The following is a 21,983-nucleotide window of genomic DNA, read 5'->3' as shown; positions in this document are numbered from 1 at the left end:
CCTTAAAAATACTTACGCTTGTATGGAAGTGGAGGAGCGATGCAGGAGAGAGAAAAAACCGAAGAAGAGAAGAGAGAAAAGCTGCCGGAGTCTGTCTGGCAGAAGACGATGGCGGCAGCCCTTGTGGCGGCACTTCTGGGACTCTGTGCGCTGGGCTTCGCGCTGCCGCTCCGCCCGCATTACTCAGACGCGGAGAAACGGGCGCTTCGGACGCTTCCGGTGATGCGGATAGAGGGGCTCTGGTCGGGACAGTATTTTCGGGATCTCACGAGCTGGTTCTCGGACAGCTTTCCGTTTCGGGAGCGGCTGCTGGATTACGGCGCGAAGCTTATGGGGCTCTACGGGCTGAAGGGTGAGGCGGTCTATATCAGCGGAGAGCAGGAGCGGGAGGAGATTCCGAGCGCGGCGGCAGAGCTTGCGCCGACGATGGCGCTTTCGGGGAATGCGGATGCGGCGGAGAATGCAGCGGAAACGGCTGTGGAGAGCGAGGCGGAGCTCTTCGAGACGGATGCGGAGGGCAATCTGCTCCTCCCGAAGGCGGCGGATACGGATATCGCGGTCAGCGGGGAGAAGGCGGGGAACATCTATGTGGCGGACAGCCGCGCCTATGAGCTCTTCTATTTCAGCCAGAAGAATGTGACGGCATACGCCTCCATGCTGAATACCGTGAAGAGCCTGCTCCCGGAGGTGAAGGTCTATGACATGATTGTGCCGAATTCCTACGGGGTGCAGCTGGATCCGGCGGTGCAGGCGAAGCTTGCCTCCTCCGGCATGGATACGGCGATTGACTTCACCTACAGCCTGATGCATCCGGATATACACAGGATTTCGGTCTTTTCGGCGCTTTCTATGCACAGGGATGAATATATTTATTTCCATACGGATCATCATTGGACACAGCTTGGTGCATATTATGCATACGTAGAATTCTGCCGCGAAAAAGGGATTTCTCCGCATGCACTCTCCGAATTTCAGAAGGCAGAGTATGACGGATTCTACGGAACCTTCTATTTCTCGACCAACCGTGCAGAAGCGCTTCGGCAGAACCCGGATCGGATCGAAGCGTGGATCCCGATGGGCACCAACGATATGCGTTATCGGAACAAGGATGGTGCAGAGCTGCAGGGACATGTGGTGAATGACGGCTCTGCCATGCTGGCGGGAAACCGCTACAACACCTTCCTGCTGGGAGACAATCCCTATACGGAGATCGAGAACCCGAATATACAGGACGGCTCGTCCATCCTTCTCGTCAAGGAATCCTACGGCAATGCCTTCGCGCCCTTCCTCGTGGATCATTACCAGCACGTCTATGTCGTCGATTACCGCTATTACGGCGGGAAGCTCACAGACTTTATCCGGGAGCATCAGGTGGGCGAGGTGCTTTTCCTGAACAATATCATGGCGCTGGGGCAGAAGACCTCCGGGGAGATGCTGGCGCTCTTTGGCTAAGAGATGCATAGCGAGGGCCGGCTTGCTTTTTCAGAGGCGAAGTCTTATAATGCTAGGCGGTGCAGAGCAGGCATGGGATTTCCGGACAGACTCCGGCGTATCGTTATAGAAGGAAGAGAGATGGAACAACAGTTTATCATGAGAGGCGGCAGACCGCTGCATGGGGAGGTCACCATCGGCGGCGCGAAGAATGCGGCGCTGGGCATTATCGCGGGGGCACTTCTCACGGATGAGGAGGTCATCATTGAGAATCTGCCGGACGTCCGCGATGTCAACGTCATGCTGGAGGCGCTGCGGGAGATCGGCGCAAGGGTGAGCCGCACAGACCGGCACACTGTCTCGATTCTTGCCTCGGAGGTGAGCGGCGTCTCGGTTGACGACGAGTTCATCCGGAGAATCCGCGCCTCCTACTATTTCATCGGGGCGCTTCTCGGCAAGTATCAGCGTGCGAATGTCCCGCTTCCGGGAGGCTGTGCGATCGGTTCCCGGCCGATCGATCAGCATATCAAGGGCTTTCGGGCACTGGGAAGCGAGGTGCAGATCCGGAACGGCTGTGTCGCGGCAGAAGCGGAGGAGGGACTCCGGGGCGCGCACATCTATCTGGATGTGGTTTCCGTGGGGGCGACGATCAATATTATGCTGGCGGCGGTGCTCGCAGAGGGCAGAACCATCATTGAGAATGTGGCGAAGGAGCCGCATATCGTCGATGTTGCGAATTTCCTGAACAGTATGGGTGCGAATATCCGCGGTGCGGGAACGGATACGATCCGTATCCGCGGCGTGCGCAGGCTGCATGGGACGAGCTATGCCGTGATTCCGGATCAGATTGAGGCGGGCACCTTCATGTGTGCAGCGGCGGCGAGCCGAGGCGACGTCCTGATCAAAAACGTGATTCCGAAGCATCTCGAGTCTATCTCGGCGAAGCTGCTCGAGATGGGCAATACCATCATCGAATATGACGAGGCAGTTCGGGTCATCGGCAGTGTGATGCAGCGCCCGACGGATGTGAAGACGCTCCCTTATCCGGGCTTTCCGACAGATATGCAGCCGCAGATCACGGTGACGCTGGCGCTCGCGAGAGGCAGCTCTGTCGTGACAGAGTCCATCTTCGAGAATCGCTTCCGCTATGTAGACGAGCTCGCGCGGATGGGAAGCAGGATCAAGGTTGACGGGAATGTCGCCGTGGTCGAGGGCGTGAAGCGGCTGAGCGGCGCCAGCGTGAATGCGCTGGATCTCCGCGCAGGTGCGGCGCTCGTGATCGCGGGACTCTGCGCGGAGGGCGTCACGACCGTGAATGAAATCGGCTATATCCAGAGAGGCTATGAGCATTTCGAGGAGAAGCTGCGGGGGCTCGGTGCGGAGATCGAGCTCGCGGACAGCGAGCGGGACGCGCAGAGGTTCCGGCTGCGGGCGCTGTGAGATTTTCAGGGGGGACTGCTTCGGCAGTCCCCTTTATATAGAGCACACTGGCATTCCACAGGGGTAGTTCTCCCCTGCAGGGGATTTTCCGGAGCGGACAATTCCTGAAGAGATACGGACTATTCCTGTGAACCTAAAATGATTTTTGAAATATAAAAAAAAATCAGTGCATTTTATTGCCTTAAATAGTATAATATCTATAAAAAGTGGGATGATACTATAAATCCCCCTGTCGGAATTTTCAGCGGTGCGGCAGGTATGAGTCTTTGTCAGGAGAAATGAGGGAGAGTTTATGAAGCTGATGCGCACGGAGGATGCGGTAGGGCAGATGCTCTGTCACGACATTACCCAGATCATCAAGGATGTGAAGAAGGGGCCGGTATTCCGGAAGGGACACATCATTCGGGAGGAGGATGTGCCGGTTCTGCTCTCGGTCGGCAAGGATCACATCTATATCTGGGAGGTCAATGAGGATATGCTGCACGAGGACGAGGCGGCGGGGCTGCTCTATGCGCTCTGTGCAGGCGAAAATATGCACCCCTCGGAGATCAGGGAGGGGAAGGTCGAGCTGATCGCGGACTGCGACGGCGTACTGAAGATCGACCGCGCGCGTCTTCGCGCCGTAAATGCCCTCGGAGAGATGATGATCGCGACAAGACACGGAGATTTCCCGGTAAAAAAGGGAGACAAGCTCGCGGGGACGAGGGTGATCCCGCTTATCATTGAAAAGGAAAAAATGGAACGGGCGCGGGAGGCCGCGGCAGGCGCGCCGATCCTCCGGCTGCTGCCGTTTCAGCGTCGGAAGATCGGGATCGTGACAACAGGCAATGAGGTTTACTACCACAGAATCGAGGATACCTTCACACCGGTGATCCGGCAGAAGCTCTCAGAGTTTGACACGGAAATCATCGGGCATGAGCTTTGCTCCGACGATACGGAGATGGAGGCCGCGGCGATCCGGAAGCTTCTCTCTATGGGTGCGGATATGGTGATCTGTACCGGCGGGATGTCGGTGGACCCGGATGACAGGACGCCGCTCGCGATCCGAACCGCGGCGGATCGGGTCGTGAGCTACGGCGCGCCGGTGCTGCCGGGGGCGATGTTCATGCTCGCCTATTACGGGGAGAGCAGCATTCCGATTCTGGGGCTGCCCGGCTGCGTCATGTATGCGAAGCGGACGATCTTCGACCTGATCCTCCCCCGGCTTCTCGCAGGAGAACTGCTGGAGAAGGCGGATATCGACCGGCTCGGAGAGGGCGGGCTTTGCCTGAACTGCCCGGTCTGTACCTTTCCGAACTGTTCCTTCGGGAGATAAGGGGGACGTATGACGAGAGAATTTTGGAAGGAGCTCGACGAGCTGAATCCGAATACAGAGAACTATGTCCTGACCCTGCTGGACGGGCAGGAGGCGGGGGAAAAGGCGCTTTTGTCCAATCACAGACTGTTCTGGACGGAGAAGACGGGCGGCTTCTTCCAGGAGAGGCGGGAGGAGGTCGAGGCGATCTCGGAGAGCGGTATCCTTACGCTTTACGGCAGGCAGGTTTATGCGGAGCTGCTCGGCAGGGAGAAGCGTCTGATCATCTGCGGTGCGGGACACGTCTCCATCGCGATGATCCGGATCGGGAAGCTGATGGGCTGCGCGGTGACGGTGATCGAGGATCGGCCGGTTTTCGCAGAGAATGCGAGGCGGGCGGGCGCGGATACGGTGCTCTGCGAGGATTTCACGGAGGCGCTTAAGGCACTTCCGAGCGACAGGGACTGCTATTTTATCATTGTGACGAGGGGACATCGCTACGATCAGGACTGTCTCCGTGTGATCACATCGAAGCCGCATGCCTATATCGGCATGATGGGCTCGAAGCGGAGAGTCCGTTTCGTGAAGGAGGCGCTGGAAGCGGAGGGAATAGACAGAGCGCTGCTGGACAGTGTCTATACCCCGATCGGACTCGCCATCGGCGCGGAGACGCCGGAGGAAATCGCGGTTTCCGTGATGGCGGAGATCATTCAGGTGAAGAACCGGAGGAGGCGCGCCTTCGGCTATCCGAAGGAGATCGTCGAGGGCGTTGTGGGAGCCGGAGAAGAGGCGGAGGAGGGGCAGAAGCTGCTCTGTACGATCATCCGCCGGAAGGGCTCCGCACCGAGAGAGATCGGGACGAAGATGCTGCTGCTGCCGGATCGGCGCTGCATCGGCACCATCGGCGGCGGCTGCGCCGAGGCGGAGGTGGTGCAGAGAGGGCAGGAGCTCCTGCTGGGAGAAGAGCGGCTCGCGATTTTCCATGTAGATCTGCTGGATTCCGCGGCGGCAGAGGAGGGAATGGTCTGCGGCGGCGTGCTGGATGTCATGGCGGAGCGGGTCTGATTGGCGGCGTGCCGTCGGAGAGTTGGGAGAGCATGAGGGATCGATACAATCGAAGCATCAATTATATGCGCCTGTCGATCACGGATCGCTGTAATCTGCGCTGCCGCTACTGCATGCCGGAGGGACTTCGGGACAAGCTGCCGATGCCGGCGCTCCTTAGCTATGAGGAGCTGCTGGAGATTGCGGCGGCGGCGGTACGGGCGGGCATTACTCGTTTCAAGGTGACCGGCGGCGAGCCGCTGGTGCGTCTCCATGCGGAGGCGTTTATCGGCAGGCTGAAGGCGCTCCCGGGCGTGGAGCAGGTGACGCTCACCACGAACGGGCTGCTCCTCTCGGAGAAGCTGCCGGCGCTGAGAGCCGCCGGGATAGACGGGGTGAATATCAGCCTGGATACGCTGGATGCGGAGAAATACAGAGAGATCACCGGTTACGCGGAGCTTGCGCGGGTACTGAGGGGAATCGAGGAGAGTGTCGCTTCGGGCATTCCGGTGAAGCTCAATGCGGTGCTGCAAAGGGGTGTGAATGACGGGGAATGGAGGGCGCTCGCGGAGCTTGCACGCACGCGTCCGCTGGACGTTCGCTTCATTGAAATGATGCCGATCGGCTACGGCAGAAAATTTCCGGCGGTCTACAATGAGGAGCTTCTGCAGCGCTTCCGGGAGAGCTATAGCGGACTGGAATGGGACGAGCGGACGCATGGGAACGGGCCGGCGGTCTATATCCGGATTCCGGGCTTTCAGGGTACGATTGGCTTCATCAGTGCAATGCATGGGAAATTCTGCGGTGCCTGCAACCGCATCCGTCTGACCTCTGTCGGGAAGCTGAAGCCCTGCCTCTGCTACGGGGAGAGTGTGGATCTGATGCCGATTCTGCGGGACGGCGGGAGCAGCGGTGACATAGAACGGCAGCGCCGACTCGAAAGAGCGATCCGGGAGGCGGTCGCAGGCAAGCCGGAGGCGCATCATTTCGAGCATATTTCAGAGATCACGGAAGAGAAGGAAATGGTAAGGATAGGAGGCTGAAGTGGGGAAGGTACTGGCAGTCTGCGTCAGCGAACGGAAGGGGACGCAGAAGAAGGCGGCTGCAGAGATCCGGCTTCGGGAGAGCTGGGGCATAGAGGGGGACGCGCACGCCGGGAAATGGCATCGTCAGGTCAGCCTGCTTGCCTTTGAGCAGATCGACGCGTTCCGAAAGAGAGGGGCAGTGGTTGACTTCGGCGCTTTCGGGGAGAATATCGTCGTGGAGGGCTTCGATCTGAAGCGGATCCCGGTGGGAAGCGGCATTCGGATCGGGGACTGCCTTCTGGAGCTTAGCCAGATCGGGAAGGCGTGCCACAGTCATTGTGAGATCTTCAAGAAGATGGGAGACTGCATCATGCCGCGGGAGGGTGTCTTCGCCGAGGTCATAAGGGGCGGCATCGTCCGTCCCGGAGATCCCGTAGAGCTGATTCCGGCAGCACCGGATCGTCCGTTCACGGCGGCGGTTATCACGCTCTCCGATCGGGCATCCGCGGGAGAGTATGACGACCGGTCCGGACCGCTGATCGAGGCGCTTCTTCGGGAAAACGGATATCTGGTGCGGGAGAGGCTGGTGCTGCCGGACGGCAGGGCGAAGCTCACTGCGGAGCTCATCCGGCTGGCAGATCAGAGACAGCTGAGCCTGATCCTCACGACGGGCGGCACCGGATTTTCCCCGCGGGATCTCACGCCGGAGGCGACGAAGGAGGTCTGCGAGCGGGAGGTGCCGGGCATCGGAGAGGCGCTCCGCGCCTACAGCCTGCATATTACCGAGAGGGCGATGCTCAGCCGGCAGACAGCGGGCATCCGCGGCGGCACGCTCATCGTGAATCTGCCGGGGAGTCCGAAGGCATGCCGAGAGGAGCTTAGATACCTGCTCCCGGTGCTGCCGCACGGACTCGGGATACTGCGGGGGACAGAAACGGATTGAGGCGGCGCCGAAAGGATGCGGCTTGAATCATAAATTGCGCAAATGGCTTACAGGAGCCGCTGTTAGGGAATCACTGATTTATTCACGACGCATGTTCCTTGGCACGTAACTTTGCCGATTTAATCAGTGCTTCCCCGGATGACTCTTGCAGCAGAAAAGGAGAGGAAAGATGAAGAAGAACATCAGACAGGGTATGGCAGTATTTGCAGGACTTCTGCTGCTCGGGCTTACAGCCTGCGGCGGCGCGGCGAAGACCGCGGAGACGACGGCAGCACAGCAGAGTGCAGAGACGACGGCTGCGGAGACCACAGCTGTAGCGGAGACAACTGCGGAAAGCAAGGGAGAGAAGGCAGAGCTGCAGGTCTTTGCGGCAGCCTCTCTGAATGCAGCGATGACGGAGCTTGCGGAGAAGTATGAGGCGGCACATCCGGAGGTGAAGATCCTGATCAACGCAGATTCCTCCGGAAAGCTGCTGACCCAGATCGAAGAGGGCTATGCCTGCGACGTATTCTTCTCTGCCGCGCAGAAGCAGATGAATACGTTGGAGGAGAAGGATAATCTCCTCGTAGAGGGAACCCGGAGAAATGTAGTGAATAACCAGCTCGTTGTAGTCAGCCGGAAGGACAGCGGCACGAAGGTCAAGGGACTCGAGACGCTTAAGGACGCGAAGTCCATCGCGCTGGCAGACGGTTCCGTACCGGCAGGCAGATATACGAGAATCGCGCTCCAGAAGCTGGAGATCCTGCCGGAGGGCACAGAGGCGGCGGAGATCACGACGCAGCAGGTCTCCGAGGCGCTCGGCGGCGTGGAGATCTCCGAGCAGTCCAATGTTTCGAAGGTGCTTGCCGCTGTGACGGAGGGCTCCTGCGAGGTCGGCATGTGCTATTACTCTGATACCTATGGCCATGAGGCAGATCTGGATATCCTCGAGCATGTCAGCAACGAGCTGACCGGCGATGTGATCTATCCGATCGCACAGGTGAAGAATGACGAGGCGAGCGAGGCGGAGGCTGCCGCAGCGAAGGACTTCATCGATTTTGTATGCTCCGAGGATTCCAAGGCGGTATTCCGGCACTACAATTTCAGTACTGAGGTAAAGTAAATGGATTTTCTGCGATCGCTGGACTGGAGTCCGCTCTGGATCTCTGTGAAGACCGGAGCGGTCGCCGCTCTGCTGTCCTTCTTTCTGGGGATTTATGCGGCGCGTCGGATCATGCGGGTGCAGCGGGGTACGGTGCAGGCGGTGCTGGACGGGCTTCTGACGCTGCCTATGGTGCTCCCGCCTACCGCGGCAGGCTTCTTTCTTCTGCTGCTGTTCAGCCGGCGGCGGCCGCTCGGCATACTGCTCTATGAGCAGTTCGGCATCAAGGTGGTGCAGTCGTGGCTCGGCTGCATCATCGCGGCGACCGTCATTACGCTTCCGCTGATGTACCGGAGTGCCCGTGCTGCCTTCGAGCTGGTCGATGTCGACCTGATTCATGCGGCGCGGACGCTCGGGATGTCGGAGCGGAAGATTTTCTGGCGGATCATCCTGCCGGTCGCCTCACCCGGCCTTCGCGCCGGGACGATCCTGAGCTTCGCCCGCGCGATGGGCGAGTATGGCGCGACGAGCATGCTGGCGGGAAACATCCCCGGGAAAACGGCGACGATTTCCCAGCGTATCGCCATGGTTATTCAGGATCAGAACTACAAGACGGCGGGCATATGGGTGCTGATTATGCTGGGGATCGCGTTCGCGGCGATTTTTCTTCTGAATGTGCTGTCCGTGGGAGAGGGGGGGAAGCGATGCCGCTGGACGTAAAAATAGAAAAAAGGCTGAATTCCTTCCATCTGGATGTGCGCTTCCGTTCCGAGGCGCGCCGCATCGGCATCTTAGGGGCCTCCGGCTCCGGGAAGAGCATGAGTCTTCGCTGCATCGCAGGAATCGTGCAGCCGGATCGAGGCAGCATTCTGCTCGACGACCGGCTGCTTTTCGATGCGGAGCGGCGGATCAACCTTCCTGCGCAGAAGCGGCGGGTCGGCTATCTTTTTCAGAGCTATGCGCTCTTTCCGACCATGACGGTAGAGGAGAATATCGCCTGCGGGCTGGGACAGCTCGGGAGAGCGGAGCGAGAACGGAGGGTCTCGGCGCTTATGGAGCGGTGCAGGCTTTCCGGGCTCCGGAGGAGGTATCCGAGGGAGCTCTCCGGCGGGCAGCAGCAGAGAGTAGCGCTGGCGCGCATCCTGGCATACCGCCCAGGTGCGATCCTGCTGGACGAGCCCTTCTCTGCGCTGGATATCTACCTTCGAGACCGGATGCAGGAGGAGCTTCGGGAGCAGCTCTCGGACTATGAGGGCATCGTTATCATGGTTTCGCATTCGAGGGATGAGCTCTATCGCTTCAGCGAGGAGATTCTGACAATTTCCGACGGACGGGTAGACCGGCAGGGGGCGACGAAGGAGCTCTTCGCGGATCCGGGTACGAAAACGACGGCAATGCTGACCGGCTGTAAAAATATTTCCAGAGCGGAGCGAATCGACGCGCATATGCTCACTGCTTCCGATTGGGGCATCACGCTCTATACGGAGCGGGAGATTCCGGAGCGGCTTTCCCATGTCGGCTTCCGCGCGCACTGCTTCCTGCCGGTCTATGGGGAGCGGCGGAAAAACTGCATTCGCTTCCGGCTCAGCAGTATCGCGGAGCTTCCGTTCGAGAGAAACTATTATTTTGAACCGGAAACAGAGGATGAGGAGAGGGGGGCGGCCGCGGGCGGCGGGTCCGAATCGCACGAAGCCGCACAGCCTTCCCGATCGGAGGACAGCGGACAGAATGAGAATGCTCTGTGCTGGTTTGCGCAGCGGGAGCTGTGGGAGGAGCTGGATCATAGAGGGCTTCCGGATTTTCTGGAGCTTCCGGAGAGGGAGCTGCTTTTTTTGCAGGAGAGTGTGTAGCGGCGATCCTGTCAGGCGGCGGGCTTTGCAGTGAGAAAGAGGGAGAGCAGGCATGGAAAGCATTGGGAATGAGGCTGCGAGGCATCCGGCATCGCAGACAGAGGGGGAATTCACCCACTTCGATGCGCAGGGCAATGCGCGGATGGTGGATGTGTCGGGCAAGGCGGCGTCGTGCCGCCGCGCGCTCGCCATGGGACGGATCCGGGTCTCGGAGGAGGTATTCCGGGCGATCGAGGGACGGAAGGTAAGGAAGGGGGACGTGCTGACGGTGGCGCAGGTGGCGGGAATCATGGGCTGCAAGCGCACGGCGGAGCTGATCCCGATGTGTCATCTTCTGAATCTCTCCAACGCGCGGCTCTGGTTCGAGCCGGATGCAGCGCGTCGCTGCATTACTGCGTTCTGCGAGGTGAAAACGGAGGGACAGACCGGCGTCGAAATGGAGGCGCTGACCGGTGTCTCCACAGCGCTTCTGACGATCTATGATATGTGCAAGGCGATCGACAAGCGGATGACGCTGGAAGAGATCCGCCTCGTGGAGAAGCAGGGCGGGAAGAGCGGAGACTTTTTCTTCGACGGAGACAGACGATGATCTATATGGACAATGCGGCGACGACCGCGCTCTCCCGTGAGGCACTTCAGGAGATGCTGCCCTATCTGACGGAGTGCTACGGCAATGCCTCCTCGATTTATCGGTTCGGACAGCGTGCGAGGAAGGCGGTGGAGGACAGCCGGCGGCGGCTCGCCTCTCTGCTCGGCGTCCGCCCGATGGAGCTCTATTTCACCTCGGGCGGGACGGAGGCGGACAACTGGGCGCTGCTTGCCGCTGCGGAGAATGCGGGAGGGGGGCACATCATCACCTCCGCTATCGAGCATCACGCCGTATTGAACAGCTGCAAATATCTCGAGAGGCGGGGCTTTTCCGTCAGCTACCTCCCGGTGGACAGGCGGGGCTTCGTGCGTCCGGAGACATTGGAGCGGGAGATTCGGGAGGACACCTTCCTGATCAGCATCATGGCGGCAAACAATGAGATCGGGACAGTGCAGCCTATCGCAGAGCTGGGAACGATTGCACATCGGCACGGCATCCTCTTCCATACGGATGCGGTGCAGGCATTCGGACAGATTCCGATCGACATTGAGGGAATGCACATCGACCTTCTGTCCGCGAGTGCGCACAAGCTCTATGGGCCGAAGGGAGTGGGGCTCCTCTATCTGCGCCGCAGCGTGCGGCTGCCGGCACTGCTTCACGGCGGCGCGCAGGAGCGGGGAAAGCGTGCCGGGACAGAGAATGTCGCGGGGATCGCGGGCTTTGCAAGGGCGGCGGAGCTTGCCTTTTCGGATATGAGCGAGCGGGCGGCGCGGGAGAGCGTGCTCCGGGATCACCTCATTGCCCGTATCGAGCGGGAAATCCCGGACTGCTTCCTGAATGGGGACCGTCGGGAACGCCTCCCGAACAATGTGAACTTCTGCATCCGCGGCGTGGAGGGGGAATCTCTTTTGATCCGGCTGGATCAGCAGGGGATCTGCGCCGGCTCCGGTGCGGCGTGCTCCAGCGGTTCGCTGGAGCCGAGTCATGTGCTGCGTGCACTCGGGCTCAGTCACGCGGATGCCTACGGCAGTCTGCGTCTTAGTCTCGGGAGAGAGACAACGAGAGAGGAGACGGATCTCACAGCGGACAGTCTGCGGGAGATCGTACGGGAACTCCGCACGCAGCAGGAATCGTAGCTTCGCATTGCCCGGCCGTCGGATTTCGCATGGCTTGGGAAAGCGAATGGTCGTGAATCAGAAGCAATCGTCTGCGATTGCTTCTGATTTGCATTCCGGGGGCTGATATGATAGAGTTAAGAGCTGATAAATCCCCCTGCTGAGCGATGAAGCGAAGTATGGACGATACAGTGCGGTATATCGCATGAGAATCAGAAGCATGATAAGAGAGGTAGTATGAACAACGATTCGAAAAAGCGAAGCAGCTTTTCCTCAAAGCTCGGTTTTATCCTGTCCGCGGCAGGCTCTGCGGTCGGGCTCGGCAATATCTGGCGTTTCCCGTATCTTGCGGCGAAGTATGGCGGCGGGATCTTCCTGCTTGTGTATCTGCTGCTGGTGCTGACCTTTGGCTACACCATGATCGTCGCGGAGAGTGCGATCGGCAGAATGACGAAGAAGAGCCCGGTCGGTGCCTATCGGCATTTCGGAAAGGACTGGATGTTCAGGGCAGGAGGCTGGATGAACGCCGTGATCCCGCTTCTGATCGTCCCGTACTATTCGGTGATCGGCGGCTGGGTGCTGAAATACCTCGTGGCATACTGCCACGGAGAGGCACAGGCGCTGGCGGCGGACAGCTATTTTTCCGGCTTCATCAGCTCCGGACTTCCGGTGGAGCTCTGGTTTCTGCTCTTTGCGCTCACGACGATGGGGATCATCTATATGGGCGTGCAGAACGGGATCGAGAGAGTATCCTCCTTTATGATGCCGTTGCTCGTCGTACTGGCGGCAGTGATTGCCGTTTACTCGATGAGCCGTCCGGGCGCGCTCGCCGGGGTTCGCTATTTCCTCGTGCCGGATCTCTCCCGCTTCTCCTGGATGACAGTGGTGGCGGCTATGGGGCAGATGTTCTATTCCCTGTCGATCGCGATGGGGATACTGGTGACCTTCGGCTCTTATATGAAGGATGACTTCTCCATTGAGAGCGCGACGGAAAATGTGGAGACCTTCGATACCATGATCGCAATTCTTGCGGGGCTGATGATCATTCCGGCGGTATTTGCTTTTTCCGGCGGCGATCCGGGCGTCCTGAAGGCGGGCCCGTCCCTGATGTTCATCACCATGCCGAAGATTTTCGCCAGCATGGGCTTCGGAACCGGCGCGGGCATCATTTTCTTCCTGCTGGTTTTTTTCGCGGCACTGACCAGCTCGATCGCGCTTTCGGAAAGTGCGGTATCCACCTGCGAGGACGAGTTCGGCTGGAGCCGCAAAAAGGCGAGCATTATCGTGGCGGCAGTCATGCTGCTGCTCGGCACGCTCAGCGCTCTCGGCTACGGACCGCTCGCGATGGTGCGTGTGGTCGGGATGCAGTTTTTGGATTTCTTCGATTTCCTGACGAATTCAGTCATGATGCCGCTGGCAGCGATGGCAACCTGCCTTCTGGTGGTGCGTGTGATCGGCGTGGACCGGATCGCGGAAGAGCTCATGAAGAACGGGGCGAAGTTCCGCCGCCGCCGTGTCTTCAACTTCATGATCAAGTACCTATGCCCCTTCTTCGTCGCGATCATTCTCTTCAGCTCAGTGGCAAGCGTGTTGGGCTGGATCTCGATCTGAGAAAACAGAAAATCCCTTATATCCAGAGCTTAGGTGAAGAGACGTTCCCGAAAGATCGGGAGCGTCTTTTTGTTTGAAACATACCCTGCGGGCGGAAATCGGGGCTTTCCAATTTTCAGGGAATCCGCTATACTTAAAATGCGTTTGTTTGTGATTTGGAGGATAAGATGTTTTCATTGATTTCGAATGATATAGGGATCGATCTGGGCACATCCAGCATTCTGGTGTATATAAAGGGACGCGGCGTCGTACTCAAGGAGCCGTCCGTGGTAGCGGTCAACCGCGAGCAGAATAAGGTGCTCGCCTACGGTGAGGATGCCCGCCTCATGCTCGGCAGGACGCCGGAGAATATCGTGGCAGTGCGCCCGCTCCGGCAGGGCGTGATCTCGGACTACACATTGACCGAGAAAATGCTGAAATACTTCATCAATAAGGCTGTGGGCAGGAGGACGCTTCGGAAGCCGCGCATCTCTGTCTGCATCCCGTCCGGCGCGACGGAGGTGGAAAAAAAGGCGGTGGAGGACGCGGCATATCACGCGGGGGCGCGAGAGGTGACCATCATTGAGGAGCCGGTTGCTGCAGCGATCGGCGCCGGCATCGACATTTCGAAGCCGCAGGGCAATATGATTATCGACATCGGCGGCGGCACCTCCGACATTGCCGTCATTGCCCTCGACGGGCCGGTGGTCTCCGAGTCGATCAAGGTGGCGGGGGATGACTTCGATGAGGCGATCCTGCGGTATATGCGGAAGAAGCACAACCTCCTGATCGGAGAGCGTACCGCGGAGGACATCAAGATCAATATCGGCTGCGCGAGCAAGCGTCCGGAGAATGTGACGATGGATGTTCGAGGCAGAAACCTCGTGACAGCGCTGCCGAAGACGGTGACCGTCAGCGCGGACGAGATTCTGGACGCGCTGCTGGAGCCGGCGATGATGATCGTGAACGCCGTGCACAATGTGCTGGAGCGTACGCCGCCGGAGCTCGCGGCAGATATCTATGAGAGGGGCATCGTGATGACCGGCGGCGGGTCTCTTCTCTACGGGCTGGATCGTCTGATGCAGGAGAAGACCGGGATCAATACCGTGATCTCAGAGGATCCGCTGACCGCGGTCGCGATCGGAACCGGCAGGTTTATCGATTATACCGCGGGGGAGGATGAGGATCTGTAGGCCCTCGGCGCGCTGTGCGGCAGATTGCACAGCCGGAGGGAGGAGTAGGATTGGAGCAGTTCGAGGGCTATATTGACCATATTATCTTCCGGAGCGAGGAGAGCGGCTATACTGTGATGATGGGCGTTGCGGACGGGAAGGAGCGCACGCTCGTGGGGACGCTTCCGGAGATTTCCGCGGGAGAGACGATCCGCGCCTCCGGGCATGAGACGCAGCATCCGATCTACGGGAAGCAGTTCGTGATCGAGAGCTATCAGGCGGTGGAGCCGAAGACAGAGGAGGCGGTGAAGCGGTATTTGGGCTCGGGAGCCATCAAGGGTATCGGGCCTTCTTTTGCTGAGAAAATACTGAAGAAATTCGGGACGGATACGATGCGCATCATCGCGGAGGAGCCGGAGCGCCTCGCGGAGATCAAGGGCATCTCCATGAAAAAGGCGATGGACATCGCGGCGGCAGTCAACGCGAAGCGGGATATGCAGGACGCGGTGATGTTTCTGCAGAACTACGGCATCTCCGTCCGGCTGGCGGGAAAGATCTTCGCATCCTACGGCAGCCGGATGTATGAACAGATCCGGGAGAATCCCTACCGCCTTGCCGAGGACATTGAGGGGATCGGCTTCCAGAAATGCGATGAGATCGCACGGAGAGCGGGTATCGGGGCGGATTCCGATTTTCGTATTCAGGCGGGACTGCTCTATACGCTTTTGCAGGCGGAGCTCGCCGGACACTGTTATCTCCCGATGGAGAGCCTCTCACGCGCGGCGGAGGAGCTGCTGGGGATTCGGATCTCGGAGCTCGGCGGGCAGCTTTCCGCGCTGCAGCTTGGTGGGAAGCTGAAGGTCTCGGAGGACAGAGTCTATCGGGCAGGTGTTTACTACACGGAGCTGCAGACGGCAGCGCAGCTTCTCCGCCTGCAGGACTGTGAGGACGCGGCAGATCCGGCGCAGCTGGACGCGGAGATCGAGGAGATCACTGCGGAGGAAGGGATCACGCTGGACAGCCTGCAGCGGCAGGCTGTCCGTATCGCGGCGGAATCGGGGCTCCTGATCATGACCGGAGGCCCTGGAACCGGAAAAACCACAACGATCCGCACGATCCTCAGGCTCTTCGAGAGAGAGGGCAGGACGATACTGCTCGCGGCACCGACCGGACGGGCGGCGAAGCGAATGTCGGAGGCAACCGGCTGGGAGGCGAAGACCATTCACCGGATGCTCGAATATCAGGGGCGTCCGGAGGACGGCGAGGGAGAGAGAGGCGCGGCAAAGGGGCATTTCCAGCGAAATGCGGAGCAGCCGCTGGAGGCGGACGTCGTCATCATTGATGAAATGAGTATGGTCGATCTCTTCCTGATGCATTCGCTGCTCTCGGCAATCGTGCCGGGGACGCGGCTGATTCTCGTCGGGGACGCGGATCAGCTTCCCTCGGTCGGCTGCGGGAATGTGCTCCGCGACCTGATTCGCGCGGAGGTCTTCCCGACGGTAAGGCTCCGGCACATTTTCCGACAGGCGATGGAGTCGGATATCGTCGTGAATGCCCACCGGATCAATGAGGGACAGCCGGTGGATCTCGGCAAGCCATCCAGAGACTTCCTCTTCATCCGGAGCGCAGGGCCGGAGCAGATTTTTCGCGCTGTGACGGCGCTGCTCACCGATAAGCTCCCGCAATACCTCGGGGCAGAGCCGCTCTCCATGCAGGTGATGACTCCGCAGCGAAAGGGCGCGCTCGGCGTGGAGAACCTGAACCGGCTTCTGCAGGAGCAGCTGAACCCGAAGACCCCGGACAGGGCGGAGCGGGAGATCGGCGGCACGGTATTCCGTGTCGGCGATAAGGTCATGCAGGTGCGGAACGACTATAATCTGAGCTGGGAGATCCGGGGGAAGTACGGGATTCCGACGGAGCGGGGCGAGGGCGTCTTCAATGGCGATATCGGCATTATCACAGAGATCAATCGTTTCTCGGAGACGCTGACCGTGCAGTATGAGGAGCGCTTCGTGGAGTACCCCTTCAAGGACTGTGAGAATCTCGAGCTTGCCTATGCGATTACGATACACAAGTCGCAGGGCTCGGAGTATCCGGCGGTCATCCTGCCGATGTATCAGGGCCCCAGAATGCTGATGAACCGAAACCTCCTCTATACGGCGGTGACCCGTGCGAAGCGCTGCGTCTGTCTCGTCGGGAGCCCGGAGGTTTTTGCGGCGATGTGCCGGAATGAATCGGAGGCGAAGCGCTACTCTGCACTCGCGGAGCAGCTCAGGCGGCTTTCGGGTACGGGGGAAGAGGAGGCGGAATCAAAGAGCATGGAGGAAATGCTGGACTATTTCGCGGAAAACGGAGAGCTCGAGGAGCTTTGACGCCGGAGAGGAGGAAGGAATGGAGGAAGAGCCGCTGTATATGCGGGCGCTGGAATGGGTTTTTCCCCGCCGTTGCCCGGTCTGCGCGGAAATCGTAGAGCAGGACTGCCGTCGGAGCCGGAAAATCTGTCCGGACTGCTACAGCCGCCTCCGTTTCGTCTCGGAGCCGCGCTGCAGAGGCTGCGGGCGGCGCATCGCAGACAGCGCAGAGGAGCTCTGCGGGAACTGCCGGCGGCACAGCTTTCATTTCGAATACGGGCTGGTGCTTCTGGACTATAATGAAGAGACGATGCGTTCCATGGCGGATATCAAATACAAGGGACGCCGGGAGTATCTGGATTTTTACGCAGAGGAGACGGTGCGGAGGCTGGGAGAGCAGCTCAGGCGGCTGCGGGTGGACGGACTGGTTCCGGTACCGGTGCATCGGAAAAGGAGGATACAGAGGGGCTACAATCAGGCGGAGCTCCTGGCGAGGGGGATCGGCAGGCGGCTGGGGCTGCCGGTTTACCCGCAGGCACTTCGCAGGAGGCGGAATACACAGGCGCTGAAGGAGCTGGACGCGGGACAGAGACGGCAGGCGCTCCGTACGGCGATCTTCCCGGGCAAGCTCCCGGAGAATGCGCGGGCGCTGCTCCTCGTGGACGATATTCTCACTACCGGCGCGACGATGGAAAGCTGTGCGAATGCGCTTCGTGCGGCAGGGGCGGAGCGCATCTACAGCTTCTGCCTCTGCGCCAAAAGCGATGCTTCGTCTCACGGCTCTTAGGCTTCAGCTGAACTGCTCCCAGTATTCCCTCGCGAGCCGGATCAGCAGCTCCATCGGCTCGGAGAGATGCGTATCCTTCCTTCTCACGGCGAGCGCGTTCATCATGGGATGGCTCTTCAGCTTGACGAGGCGGATGCCGACAGGCATGACCGGTTTGTTGTAAGCGCCGATCAGGGAGCAGCACTCTCCGGCGGCGACCATCGCCATCGGATAGCTGATGCCCTCCGCCTCCATATATACGGCAGGATCATCGACGCCTGCCCGCTCGAACGCCTGCTCGGAGACATAGCGCTCGGTAGAGTCCTTCGCGCCGAGTACGAAGGGGACATCCTGCAGATGACGGAGATCCATGACCTCCTCGCCGTTCTCCTCCCGCTCGAGATGCGAGAGATAAGGGCTGTCCGCGGCGATCGCGAGCAGCACCTCGACCCTCGCGAGGAGATCATACTGCAAATGATAGCTCTGCTTATCGCCCATCAGGATGATGCCGAGATCGATCGTGCTGTTCCGCACCAGCTCCTGCGCCTTCAGTCCCTTCATGATATTCAGCTGCAGCTTGACATTCGGGAATTGCCGGTGAAATTTCCCATAGATCGAGGTCATCATATGGTCTCCCTGAATGCCGGAGGCACCGATGGCGATCTCCTCATTGTGCAGCTTCGCGATATCGGAGATTCTGGAATAGCAGTCCTTTTTCAGCGCCAGCATCCTGCGGGCGGTCTCGACATAGATGCGGCCGGCCTCGGTGATGGACCATTCGTTGCCTCTCCGGTAGAAGAGCTTCGTGCCGAGCTCCTTTTCCAGATTGAGGAGCTGCAGGTTCAGAGCCGGCTGGGAGAGGAAGAGCTTGTCCGCTGCGCGTGTGATATTTCGTTCCTCTGCAATTCGGATGATATTTTCGATTCGCTTTAAATCCATAGTGATTCCTTTCTCCTTGCGATGATTCCCTTCTCTATGCTACTATACTCTTGATGTAGATAGTATAAACTTTTTTATAGAGAAATGCAAAAAAATTATATGGGAAAAACGCAATTTCCCCTTATGCTCCAAGGAAAGCTGCTTGACGCAGGCGGCGTGGCATGGTATAGTTCAGTGGTATTTAGGGGCGTTGCCCTATTTTTTATTGCATTAATTTCGTAGTCATGCGAAGTTAAAATCATTGGAGGTGAAAAGCCGTGCGTACAAAGATTATTTTAGCATGTACAGAATGTAAGCAGAGGAACTACTTTATTACGAAGGAAAAGAAGCTTCATCCGGATCGTATGGAAGTGAACAAGTACTGCAGATTCTGCAAGAAGCACACCCTGCACAAGGAGACAAAGTAATGCAAAACGAGAAGACATCCTTTTTCAAGAGCTTCCTCGGGGGCTTAAGGACGGAATATAACAAGATTATTTTCCCGACCAGGCAGGATGTTGTGAAGCAGAGCGCTGCAGTCATCATTGCCAGCTTCCTGATTGGCGGACTGATTGCTGCTCTCGACCTCGTTATGAAGACAGGACTCGGATATATTCTTAAGTAAAGGTGGTTTCAATGTCAGAGAAGAATTCAGAGGCTCGCTGGTATGTGGCGCATACCTACTCAGGCTATGAGAACAAGGTAAAGATGGACCTCGAAAAGACGATTGAAAATCGCGGATTACAGGATGTGATTCTGGAGGTCAGCGTTCCGATGCAGCCGGTGATTGAGATGAAGAACGGCGTCGAGAAGAAGACTGACAAGAAGATGTTTCCGGGCTATGTGCTGGTGAATATGGTTATGAACGACGAAACATGGTATGTCGTGCGGAATACCCGCGGCGTGACCGGTTTTGTCGGTCCGGGATCCAAACCGGTTCCGCTTTCAGAGGAGGAGATTCTCACCCTTGGTTACAGAGAATCCGAGGTACTGGTTGATTTCGTGGTCGGAGATACGGTGAATGTCACTTCCGGAGCATGGAAGGATACGATCGGTACGATCATCGAAATCAATGAGCAGAAGAAGACCGTTACGATCAATGTTGAGATGTTCGGTCGGGACACTCCGGTAGAGTTATCCTACGGAGAGGTTCAGAAGCTGAGATGACAGATTGGTAATACCCGACGGGAGTGATCCCGAGGATTACAGTATAGCCACCGCCTGAAAGGATTTCAGGCTCGTGGGAGGGTTTACCCGCAATTACCACAAGGAGGTGCCTAAGATGGCAAAGAAGGTTACAGGTTATATCAAGTTACAGATTCCCGCTGGTAAAGCAACCCCAGCACCCCCCGTCGGTCCGGCACTCGGACAGCACGGCGTAAATATCGTTGCATTCACGAAGGAGTTCAATGCGAGAACAGCCAATGAGGGTGATCTGATCATCCCGGTTGTCATCACAGTTTATGCGGACAGAAGCTTCAGCTTCATCACGAAGACTCCTCCTGCAGCCGTTCTGATCAAGAAGGCTTGTAAGCTTCAGAAGGCTTCCGGCCAGCCGAACAAGAACAAGGTTGCAACCATCAGCAAGGCTGATCTTCAGAAGATTGCAGAGACCAAGATGAAGGATCTGAACGCTGCATCTCTTGAGGCTGCTATGTCAATGATCGCAGGTACCTGCAGATCCATGGGCGTCACAGTAGAACAGTAATTGAAGGAGGCTGAACTGATATGAAAATTGGTAAGAGATATGCTGAAGTAGCAAAGACTGTTGACAGACAGGCAAGATACGCAGAGCTTGATGCGATTCAGCTGGTAAAGAAGAATGCAACCGCTAAATTCGACGAGACCGTGGAGCTCCACATCAGAACCGGATGTGACGGCAGACATGCCGATCAGCAGGTTCGCGGCTCCGTCGTTCTTCCTGCCGGAACCGGCAAGAAGGTCAGGATCCTCGTATTCGCAAAGGGCGCAAAGGCTGACGAAGCACTTGCAGCCGGTGCGGATTTCGTAGGAGCAGAGGAGCTCATCCCGAGAATTCAGGATGGCTGGTTTGATTATGATGTCGTGATCGCGACGCCGGATATGATGGGCGTGGTCGGACGGATCGGACGTCTGCTCGGCCCGAAGGGCCTCATGCCGAACCCGAAGACCGGTACGGTTACCATGGATGTCACGAAGGCGATCGCAGATACTAAGGCAGGTAAGGTAGAGTACAGACTGGACAAGGCGAATATCATCCATGTTCCGGTCGGCAAGGCTTCCTTCACCGAGGACGCGCTGAAGCAGAATCTGGACGCGCTGATGGCGGCGATCGTGAAGGCGAGACCGTCCAGCCTGAAGGGGACCTATATGAAGTCCGCTACCCTGACCTCCACCATGGGACCCGGCGTGAAGCTGGATCCGCTCCAGTTCGGCGCGTAAGCCTCGAGGCCTGCTGTGTGCAGGCTGTGCTGAAAGCTTGCGCTGAAAATACGAAAAACCTTGACAGCTATGCATTCTCTGTGCTATCCTGTCTCAGGTATTAACCCGAAGACAGCAGGTAAAGTATTGTAAGACAGAGGATGCGCCTGCCGAGGACAGATACAGACATGAGTTTGTTTGTAGATCCCATATCTTCGGATATGGGATTTTTTCTGTCCCTGAACTATGTTCAGGGGAGAGCCGCACGGGGCATCCGCGGGTCACAGACCCGTGATGCCCCTCCGGAGAGGAGCTTTAAGCGGTTCAGAACAATCGCTTGCGATTGTATCTTATTTCGCGGTTATAATACGAAATTCAAAAAAAGGAGGAAAATCGAAATGGCAAAGGTAGAACTTAAGCAGCCGATTATCGACGAGATCAAGGGACTCCTTGATAACGCGGTATCCGTAACCGTCGTAGACTATCGCGGTCTGACTGTTGCACAGGATACGGAGCTCCGTAAGCAGCTGAGAGAAGCCGGCGTAGCGTACAAGGTCTTCAAGAACACGCTGGTCAAGAGAGCGGCAGAGGGCAGCGATTACGCGCAGCTTGACGGTATCCTTGAGGGACCGAATGCGATCGCAGTCTGCAAGGACGATGCTACAGCCGCGGCGAGGATCATTGCGAAGTTCGCGAAGACCGCCCCGGCGCTGGAGCTGCGGGGAGCTGTGGTAGAGGGCGTTTACTACGATGAGAAGGCAGTACAGGCTCTCTCGGAGATCCCATCCAGAGAGGAGCTGCTTGGAAGGCTTCTCGGCTCCATGCAGTCTCCGATCACCAATCTTGCCCGTGTTCTCAATCAGATCGCGGAGAAGAGCGGCGACGCGGCATGAGTCCTTTCATCCGCTTCCGATCGGATGATATCATGAAACAGCATTTCACAATCTGTGCCTGAAGGCATAAATCTAAAAATG

At 58.2% G+C, this 21,983-nt stretch carries 22 protein-coding genes and 1 other annotated feature; of the genes, 21 read left to right on the top strand and 1 reads right to left on the bottom strand.

Annotated features, from left to right (window positions below; translation table 11 throughout):
- Nucleotides 1-39 precede the first annotated feature (39 nt).
- From HW273_RS10025 to HW273_RS09955, 15 genes are all read left to right on the top strand, one after another.
- Nucleotides 40-1,452, top strand: a complete 1,413-nt coding sequence (locus tag HW273_RS10025) for a DHHW family protein (protein WP_179012015.1) — start codon at nucleotides 40-42, stop codon at nucleotides 1,450-1,452.
- Between the two features lie 120 nt (nucleotides 1,453-1,572).
- Entirely contained in the window at nucleotides 1,573-2,871 is a 1,299-nt protein-coding gene (locus HW273_RS10020) for a UDP-N-acetylglucosamine 1-carboxyvinyltransferase (protein ID WP_179012013.1), read from the top strand.
- A gap of 292 nt (nucleotides 2,872-3,163) precedes the next feature.
- Nucleotides 3,164-4,186, top strand: a complete 1,023-nt coding sequence (locus HW273_RS10015) for a molybdopterin-binding protein (protein ID WP_179012012.1) — start codon at nucleotides 3,164-3,166, stop codon at nucleotides 4,184-4,186.
- Nucleotides 4,187-4,195: 9 nt separating this feature from the next.
- Nucleotides 4,196-5,230: an XdhC family protein gene (locus HW273_RS10010; RefSeq protein ID WP_179012010.1), complete on the top strand. Its 1,035-nt coding sequence runs from the start codon at nucleotides 4,196-4,198 to the stop codon at nucleotides 5,228-5,230.
- 32 nt (nucleotides 5,231-5,262) lie between these two features.
- Complete coding sequence (gene moaA, locus HW273_RS10005) at nucleotides 5,263-6,252, top strand: GTP 3',8-cyclase MoaA (RefSeq protein WP_179012008.1); 990 nt, start codon at nucleotides 5,263-5,265, stop codon at nucleotides 6,250-6,252.
- Nucleotide 6,253: 1 nt separating this feature from the next.
- Entirely contained in the window at nucleotides 6,254-7,177 is a 924-nt protein-coding gene (locus HW273_RS10000; RefSeq protein ID WP_179012007.1) for a molybdenum cofactor synthesis domain-containing protein, read from the top strand.
- Between the two features lie 169 nt (nucleotides 7,178-7,346).
- Nucleotides 7,347-8,279 (top strand): molybdate ABC transporter substrate-binding protein, encoded by a 933-nt coding sequence (gene modA, locus HW273_RS09995; RefSeq protein ID WP_179012005.1) that lies wholly within the window; start codon nucleotides 7,347-7,349, stop codon nucleotides 8,277-8,279.
- A complete protein-coding gene (gene modB, locus HW273_RS09990) occupies nucleotides 8,280-8,978 on the top strand; it encodes a molybdate ABC transporter permease subunit (protein WP_179012003.1) in 699 nt (232 codons plus the stop codon).
- Nucleotides 8,963-10,108, top strand: coding sequence for a sulfate/molybdate ABC transporter ATP-binding protein (locus HW273_RS09985; RefSeq protein ID WP_179012001.1), 1,146 nt, complete (start codon nucleotides 8,963-8,965; stop codon nucleotides 10,106-10,108). The genes modB and HW273_RS09985 overlap by 16 nt, the downstream gene beginning before the upstream one ends.
- 52 nt (nucleotides 10,109-10,160) lie before the next feature.
- Nucleotides 10,161-10,697, top strand: a complete 537-nt coding sequence (moaC, locus tag HW273_RS09980; protein ID WP_179011999.1) for a cyclic pyranopterin monophosphate synthase MoaC — start codon at nucleotides 10,161-10,163, stop codon at nucleotides 10,695-10,697.
- Entirely contained in the window at nucleotides 10,694-11,833 is a 1,140-nt protein-coding gene (locus HW273_RS09975) for a cysteine desulfurase family protein (protein ID WP_179011997.1), read from the top strand. Before moaC ends, HW273_RS09975 begins: the two co-directional genes overlap by 4 nt.
- Nucleotides 11,834-12,049: 216 nt before the next feature.
- Nucleotides 12,050-13,423, top strand: a complete 1,374-nt coding sequence (locus HW273_RS09970; RefSeq protein WP_179011995.1) for a sodium-dependent transporter — start codon at nucleotides 12,050-12,052, stop codon at nucleotides 13,421-13,423.
- 167 nt (nucleotides 13,424-13,590) lie between these two features.
- Nucleotides 13,591-14,595 (top strand): rod shape-determining protein, encoded by a 1,005-nt coding sequence (locus HW273_RS09965; RefSeq protein WP_179011993.1) that lies wholly within the window; start codon nucleotides 13,591-13,593, stop codon nucleotides 14,593-14,595.
- 50 nt (nucleotides 14,596-14,645) lie between these two features.
- Nucleotides 14,646-16,946: an SF1B family DNA helicase RecD2 gene (recD2, locus tag HW273_RS09960; protein ID WP_179011991.1), complete on the top strand. Its 2,301-nt coding sequence runs from the start codon at nucleotides 14,646-14,648 to the stop codon at nucleotides 16,944-16,946.
- Nucleotides 16,947-16,965: 19 nt separating this feature from the next.
- Complete coding sequence (locus HW273_RS09955) at nucleotides 16,966-17,712, top strand: ComF family protein (protein WP_243206790.1); 747 nt, start codon at nucleotides 16,966-16,968, stop codon at nucleotides 17,710-17,712.
- 3 nt (nucleotides 17,713-17,715) lie between these two features.
- Here HW273_RS09955 and HW273_RS09950 read toward each other — a convergent pair whose 3' ends face one another.
- On the bottom strand, nucleotides 17,716-18,630 hold the full coding sequence (locus HW273_RS09950; RefSeq protein ID WP_179011989.1) for a LysR family transcriptional regulator: 915 nt from the start codon (nucleotides 18,628-18,630) through the stop codon (nucleotides 17,716-17,718).
- A gap of 257 nt (nucleotides 18,631-18,887) precedes the next feature.
- Between HW273_RS09950 and rpmG the strand changes: the two genes are divergently transcribed.
- From rpmG to rplJ, 6 genes are all read left to right on the top strand, one after another.
- Complete coding sequence (gene rpmG / locus HW273_RS09945; protein WP_179011988.1) at nucleotides 18,888-19,037, top strand: 50S ribosomal protein L33; 150 nt, start codon at nucleotides 18,888-18,890, stop codon at nucleotides 19,035-19,037.
- The gene (gene secE / locus HW273_RS09940) at nucleotides 19,037-19,234 is read left to right on the top strand and encodes a preprotein translocase subunit SecE (RefSeq protein ID WP_179011986.1); all 198 of its coding nucleotides are present in this window, start codon (nucleotides 19,037-19,039) and stop codon (nucleotides 19,232-19,234) included. Before rpmG ends, secE begins: the two co-directional genes overlap by 1 nt.
- 11 nt (nucleotides 19,235-19,245) lie before the next feature.
- Entirely contained in the window at nucleotides 19,246-19,776 is a 531-nt protein-coding gene (gene nusG / locus HW273_RS09935) for a transcription termination/antitermination protein NusG (protein ID WP_179011984.1), read from the top strand.
- Between the two features lie 115 nt (nucleotides 19,777-19,891).
- On the top strand, nucleotides 19,892-20,317 hold the full coding sequence (gene rplK / locus HW273_RS09930) for a 50S ribosomal protein L11 (RefSeq protein WP_179011982.1): 426 nt from the start codon (nucleotides 19,892-19,894) through the stop codon (nucleotides 20,315-20,317).
- A gap of 20 nt (nucleotides 20,318-20,337) precedes the next feature.
- Nucleotides 20,338-21,030, top strand: a complete 693-nt coding sequence (rplA, locus tag HW273_RS09925; protein WP_179011980.1) for a 50S ribosomal protein L1 — start codon at nucleotides 20,338-20,340, stop codon at nucleotides 21,028-21,030.
- 87 nt (nucleotides 21,031-21,117) lie between these two features.
- Nucleotides 21,118-21,252, top strand: a sequence feature (ribosomal protein L10 leader region).
- A gap of 155 nt (nucleotides 21,253-21,407) precedes the next feature.
- A complete protein-coding gene (rplJ, locus tag HW273_RS09920; protein WP_179011978.1) occupies nucleotides 21,408-21,902 on the top strand; it encodes a 50S ribosomal protein L10 in 495 nt (164 codons plus the stop codon).
- The last annotated feature ends 81 nt before the right edge of the window (nucleotides 21,903-21,983 follow it).

Source organism: Oribacterium sp. oral taxon 102 (assembly GCF_013394775.1).
GTDB lineage: Bacteria > Bacillota > Clostridia > Lachnospirales > Lachnospiraceae > Oribacterium.
Note: the sequence above shows the minus strand (reverse complement) of the source record. Positions and strands in the feature narration are given on the sequence as shown.

Excerpts from the sequence above, each read along its gene's own strand:
- HW273_RS10025 (WP_179012015.1), top strand. The coding sequence starts at position 40 with ATGCAGGAGAGAGAAAAAACCGAAGAAGAGAAGAGAGAAAAGCTGCCG.
- HW273_RS10020 (WP_179012013.1), top strand. The coding sequence starts at position 1,573 with ATGGAACAACAGTTTATCATGAGAGGCGGCAGACCGCTGCATGGGGAG.
- HW273_RS10015 (WP_179012012.1), top strand. The coding sequence starts at position 3,164 with ATGAAGCTGATGCGCACGGAGGATGCGGTAGGGCAGATGCTCTGTCAC.
- HW273_RS10010 (WP_179012010.1), top strand. The coding sequence starts at position 4,196 with ATGACGAGAGAATTTTGGAAGGAGCTCGACGAGCTGAATCCGAATACA.
- moaA (WP_179012008.1), top strand. The coding sequence starts at position 5,263 with ATGAGGGATCGATACAATCGAAGCATCAATTATATGCGCCTGTCGATC.
- modA (WP_179012005.1), top strand. The coding sequence starts at position 7,347 with ATGAAGAAGAACATCAGACAGGGTATGGCAGTATTTGCAGGACTTCTG.
- modB (WP_179012003.1), top strand. The coding sequence starts at position 8,280 with ATGGATTTTCTGCGATCGCTGGACTGGAGTCCGCTCTGGATCTCTGTG.
- HW273_RS09985 (WP_179012001.1), top strand. The coding sequence starts at position 8,963 with ATGCCGCTGGACGTAAAAATAGAAAAAAGGCTGAATTCCTTCCATCTG.
- moaC (WP_179011999.1), top strand. The coding sequence starts at position 10,161 with ATGGAAAGCATTGGGAATGAGGCTGCGAGGCATCCGGCATCGCAGACA.
- HW273_RS09975 (WP_179011997.1), top strand. The coding sequence starts at position 10,694 with ATGATCTATATGGACAATGCGGCGACGACCGCGCTCTCCCGTGAGGCA.
- HW273_RS09970 (WP_179011995.1), top strand. The coding sequence starts at position 12,050 with ATGAACAACGATTCGAAAAAGCGAAGCAGCTTTTCCTCAAAGCTCGGT.
- HW273_RS09965 (WP_179011993.1), top strand. The coding sequence starts at position 13,591 with ATGTTTTCATTGATTTCGAATGATATAGGGATCGATCTGGGCACATCC.
- HW273_RS09955 (WP_243206790.1), top strand. The coding sequence starts at position 16,966 with ATGGAGGAAGAGCCGCTGTATATGCGGGCGCTGGAATGGGTTTTTCCC.
- HW273_RS09950 (WP_179011989.1), bottom strand. The coding sequence starts at position 18,630 with ATGGATTTAAAGCGAATCGAAAATATCATCCGAATTGCAGAGGAACGA.
- secE (WP_179011986.1), top strand. The coding sequence starts at position 19,037 with ATGCAAAACGAGAAGACATCCTTTTTCAAGAGCTTCCTCGGGGGCTTA.
- nusG (WP_179011984.1), top strand. The coding sequence starts at position 19,246 with ATGTCAGAGAAGAATTCAGAGGCTCGCTGGTATGTGGCGCATACCTAC.
- rplK (WP_179011982.1), top strand. The coding sequence starts at position 19,892 with ATGGCAAAGAAGGTTACAGGTTATATCAAGTTACAGATTCCCGCTGGT.
- rplA (WP_179011980.1), top strand. The coding sequence starts at position 20,338 with ATGAAAATTGGTAAGAGATATGCTGAAGTAGCAAAGACTGTTGACAGA.
- rplJ (WP_179011978.1), top strand. The coding sequence starts at position 21,408 with ATGGCAAAGGTAGAACTTAAGCAGCCGATTATCGACGAGATCAAGGGA.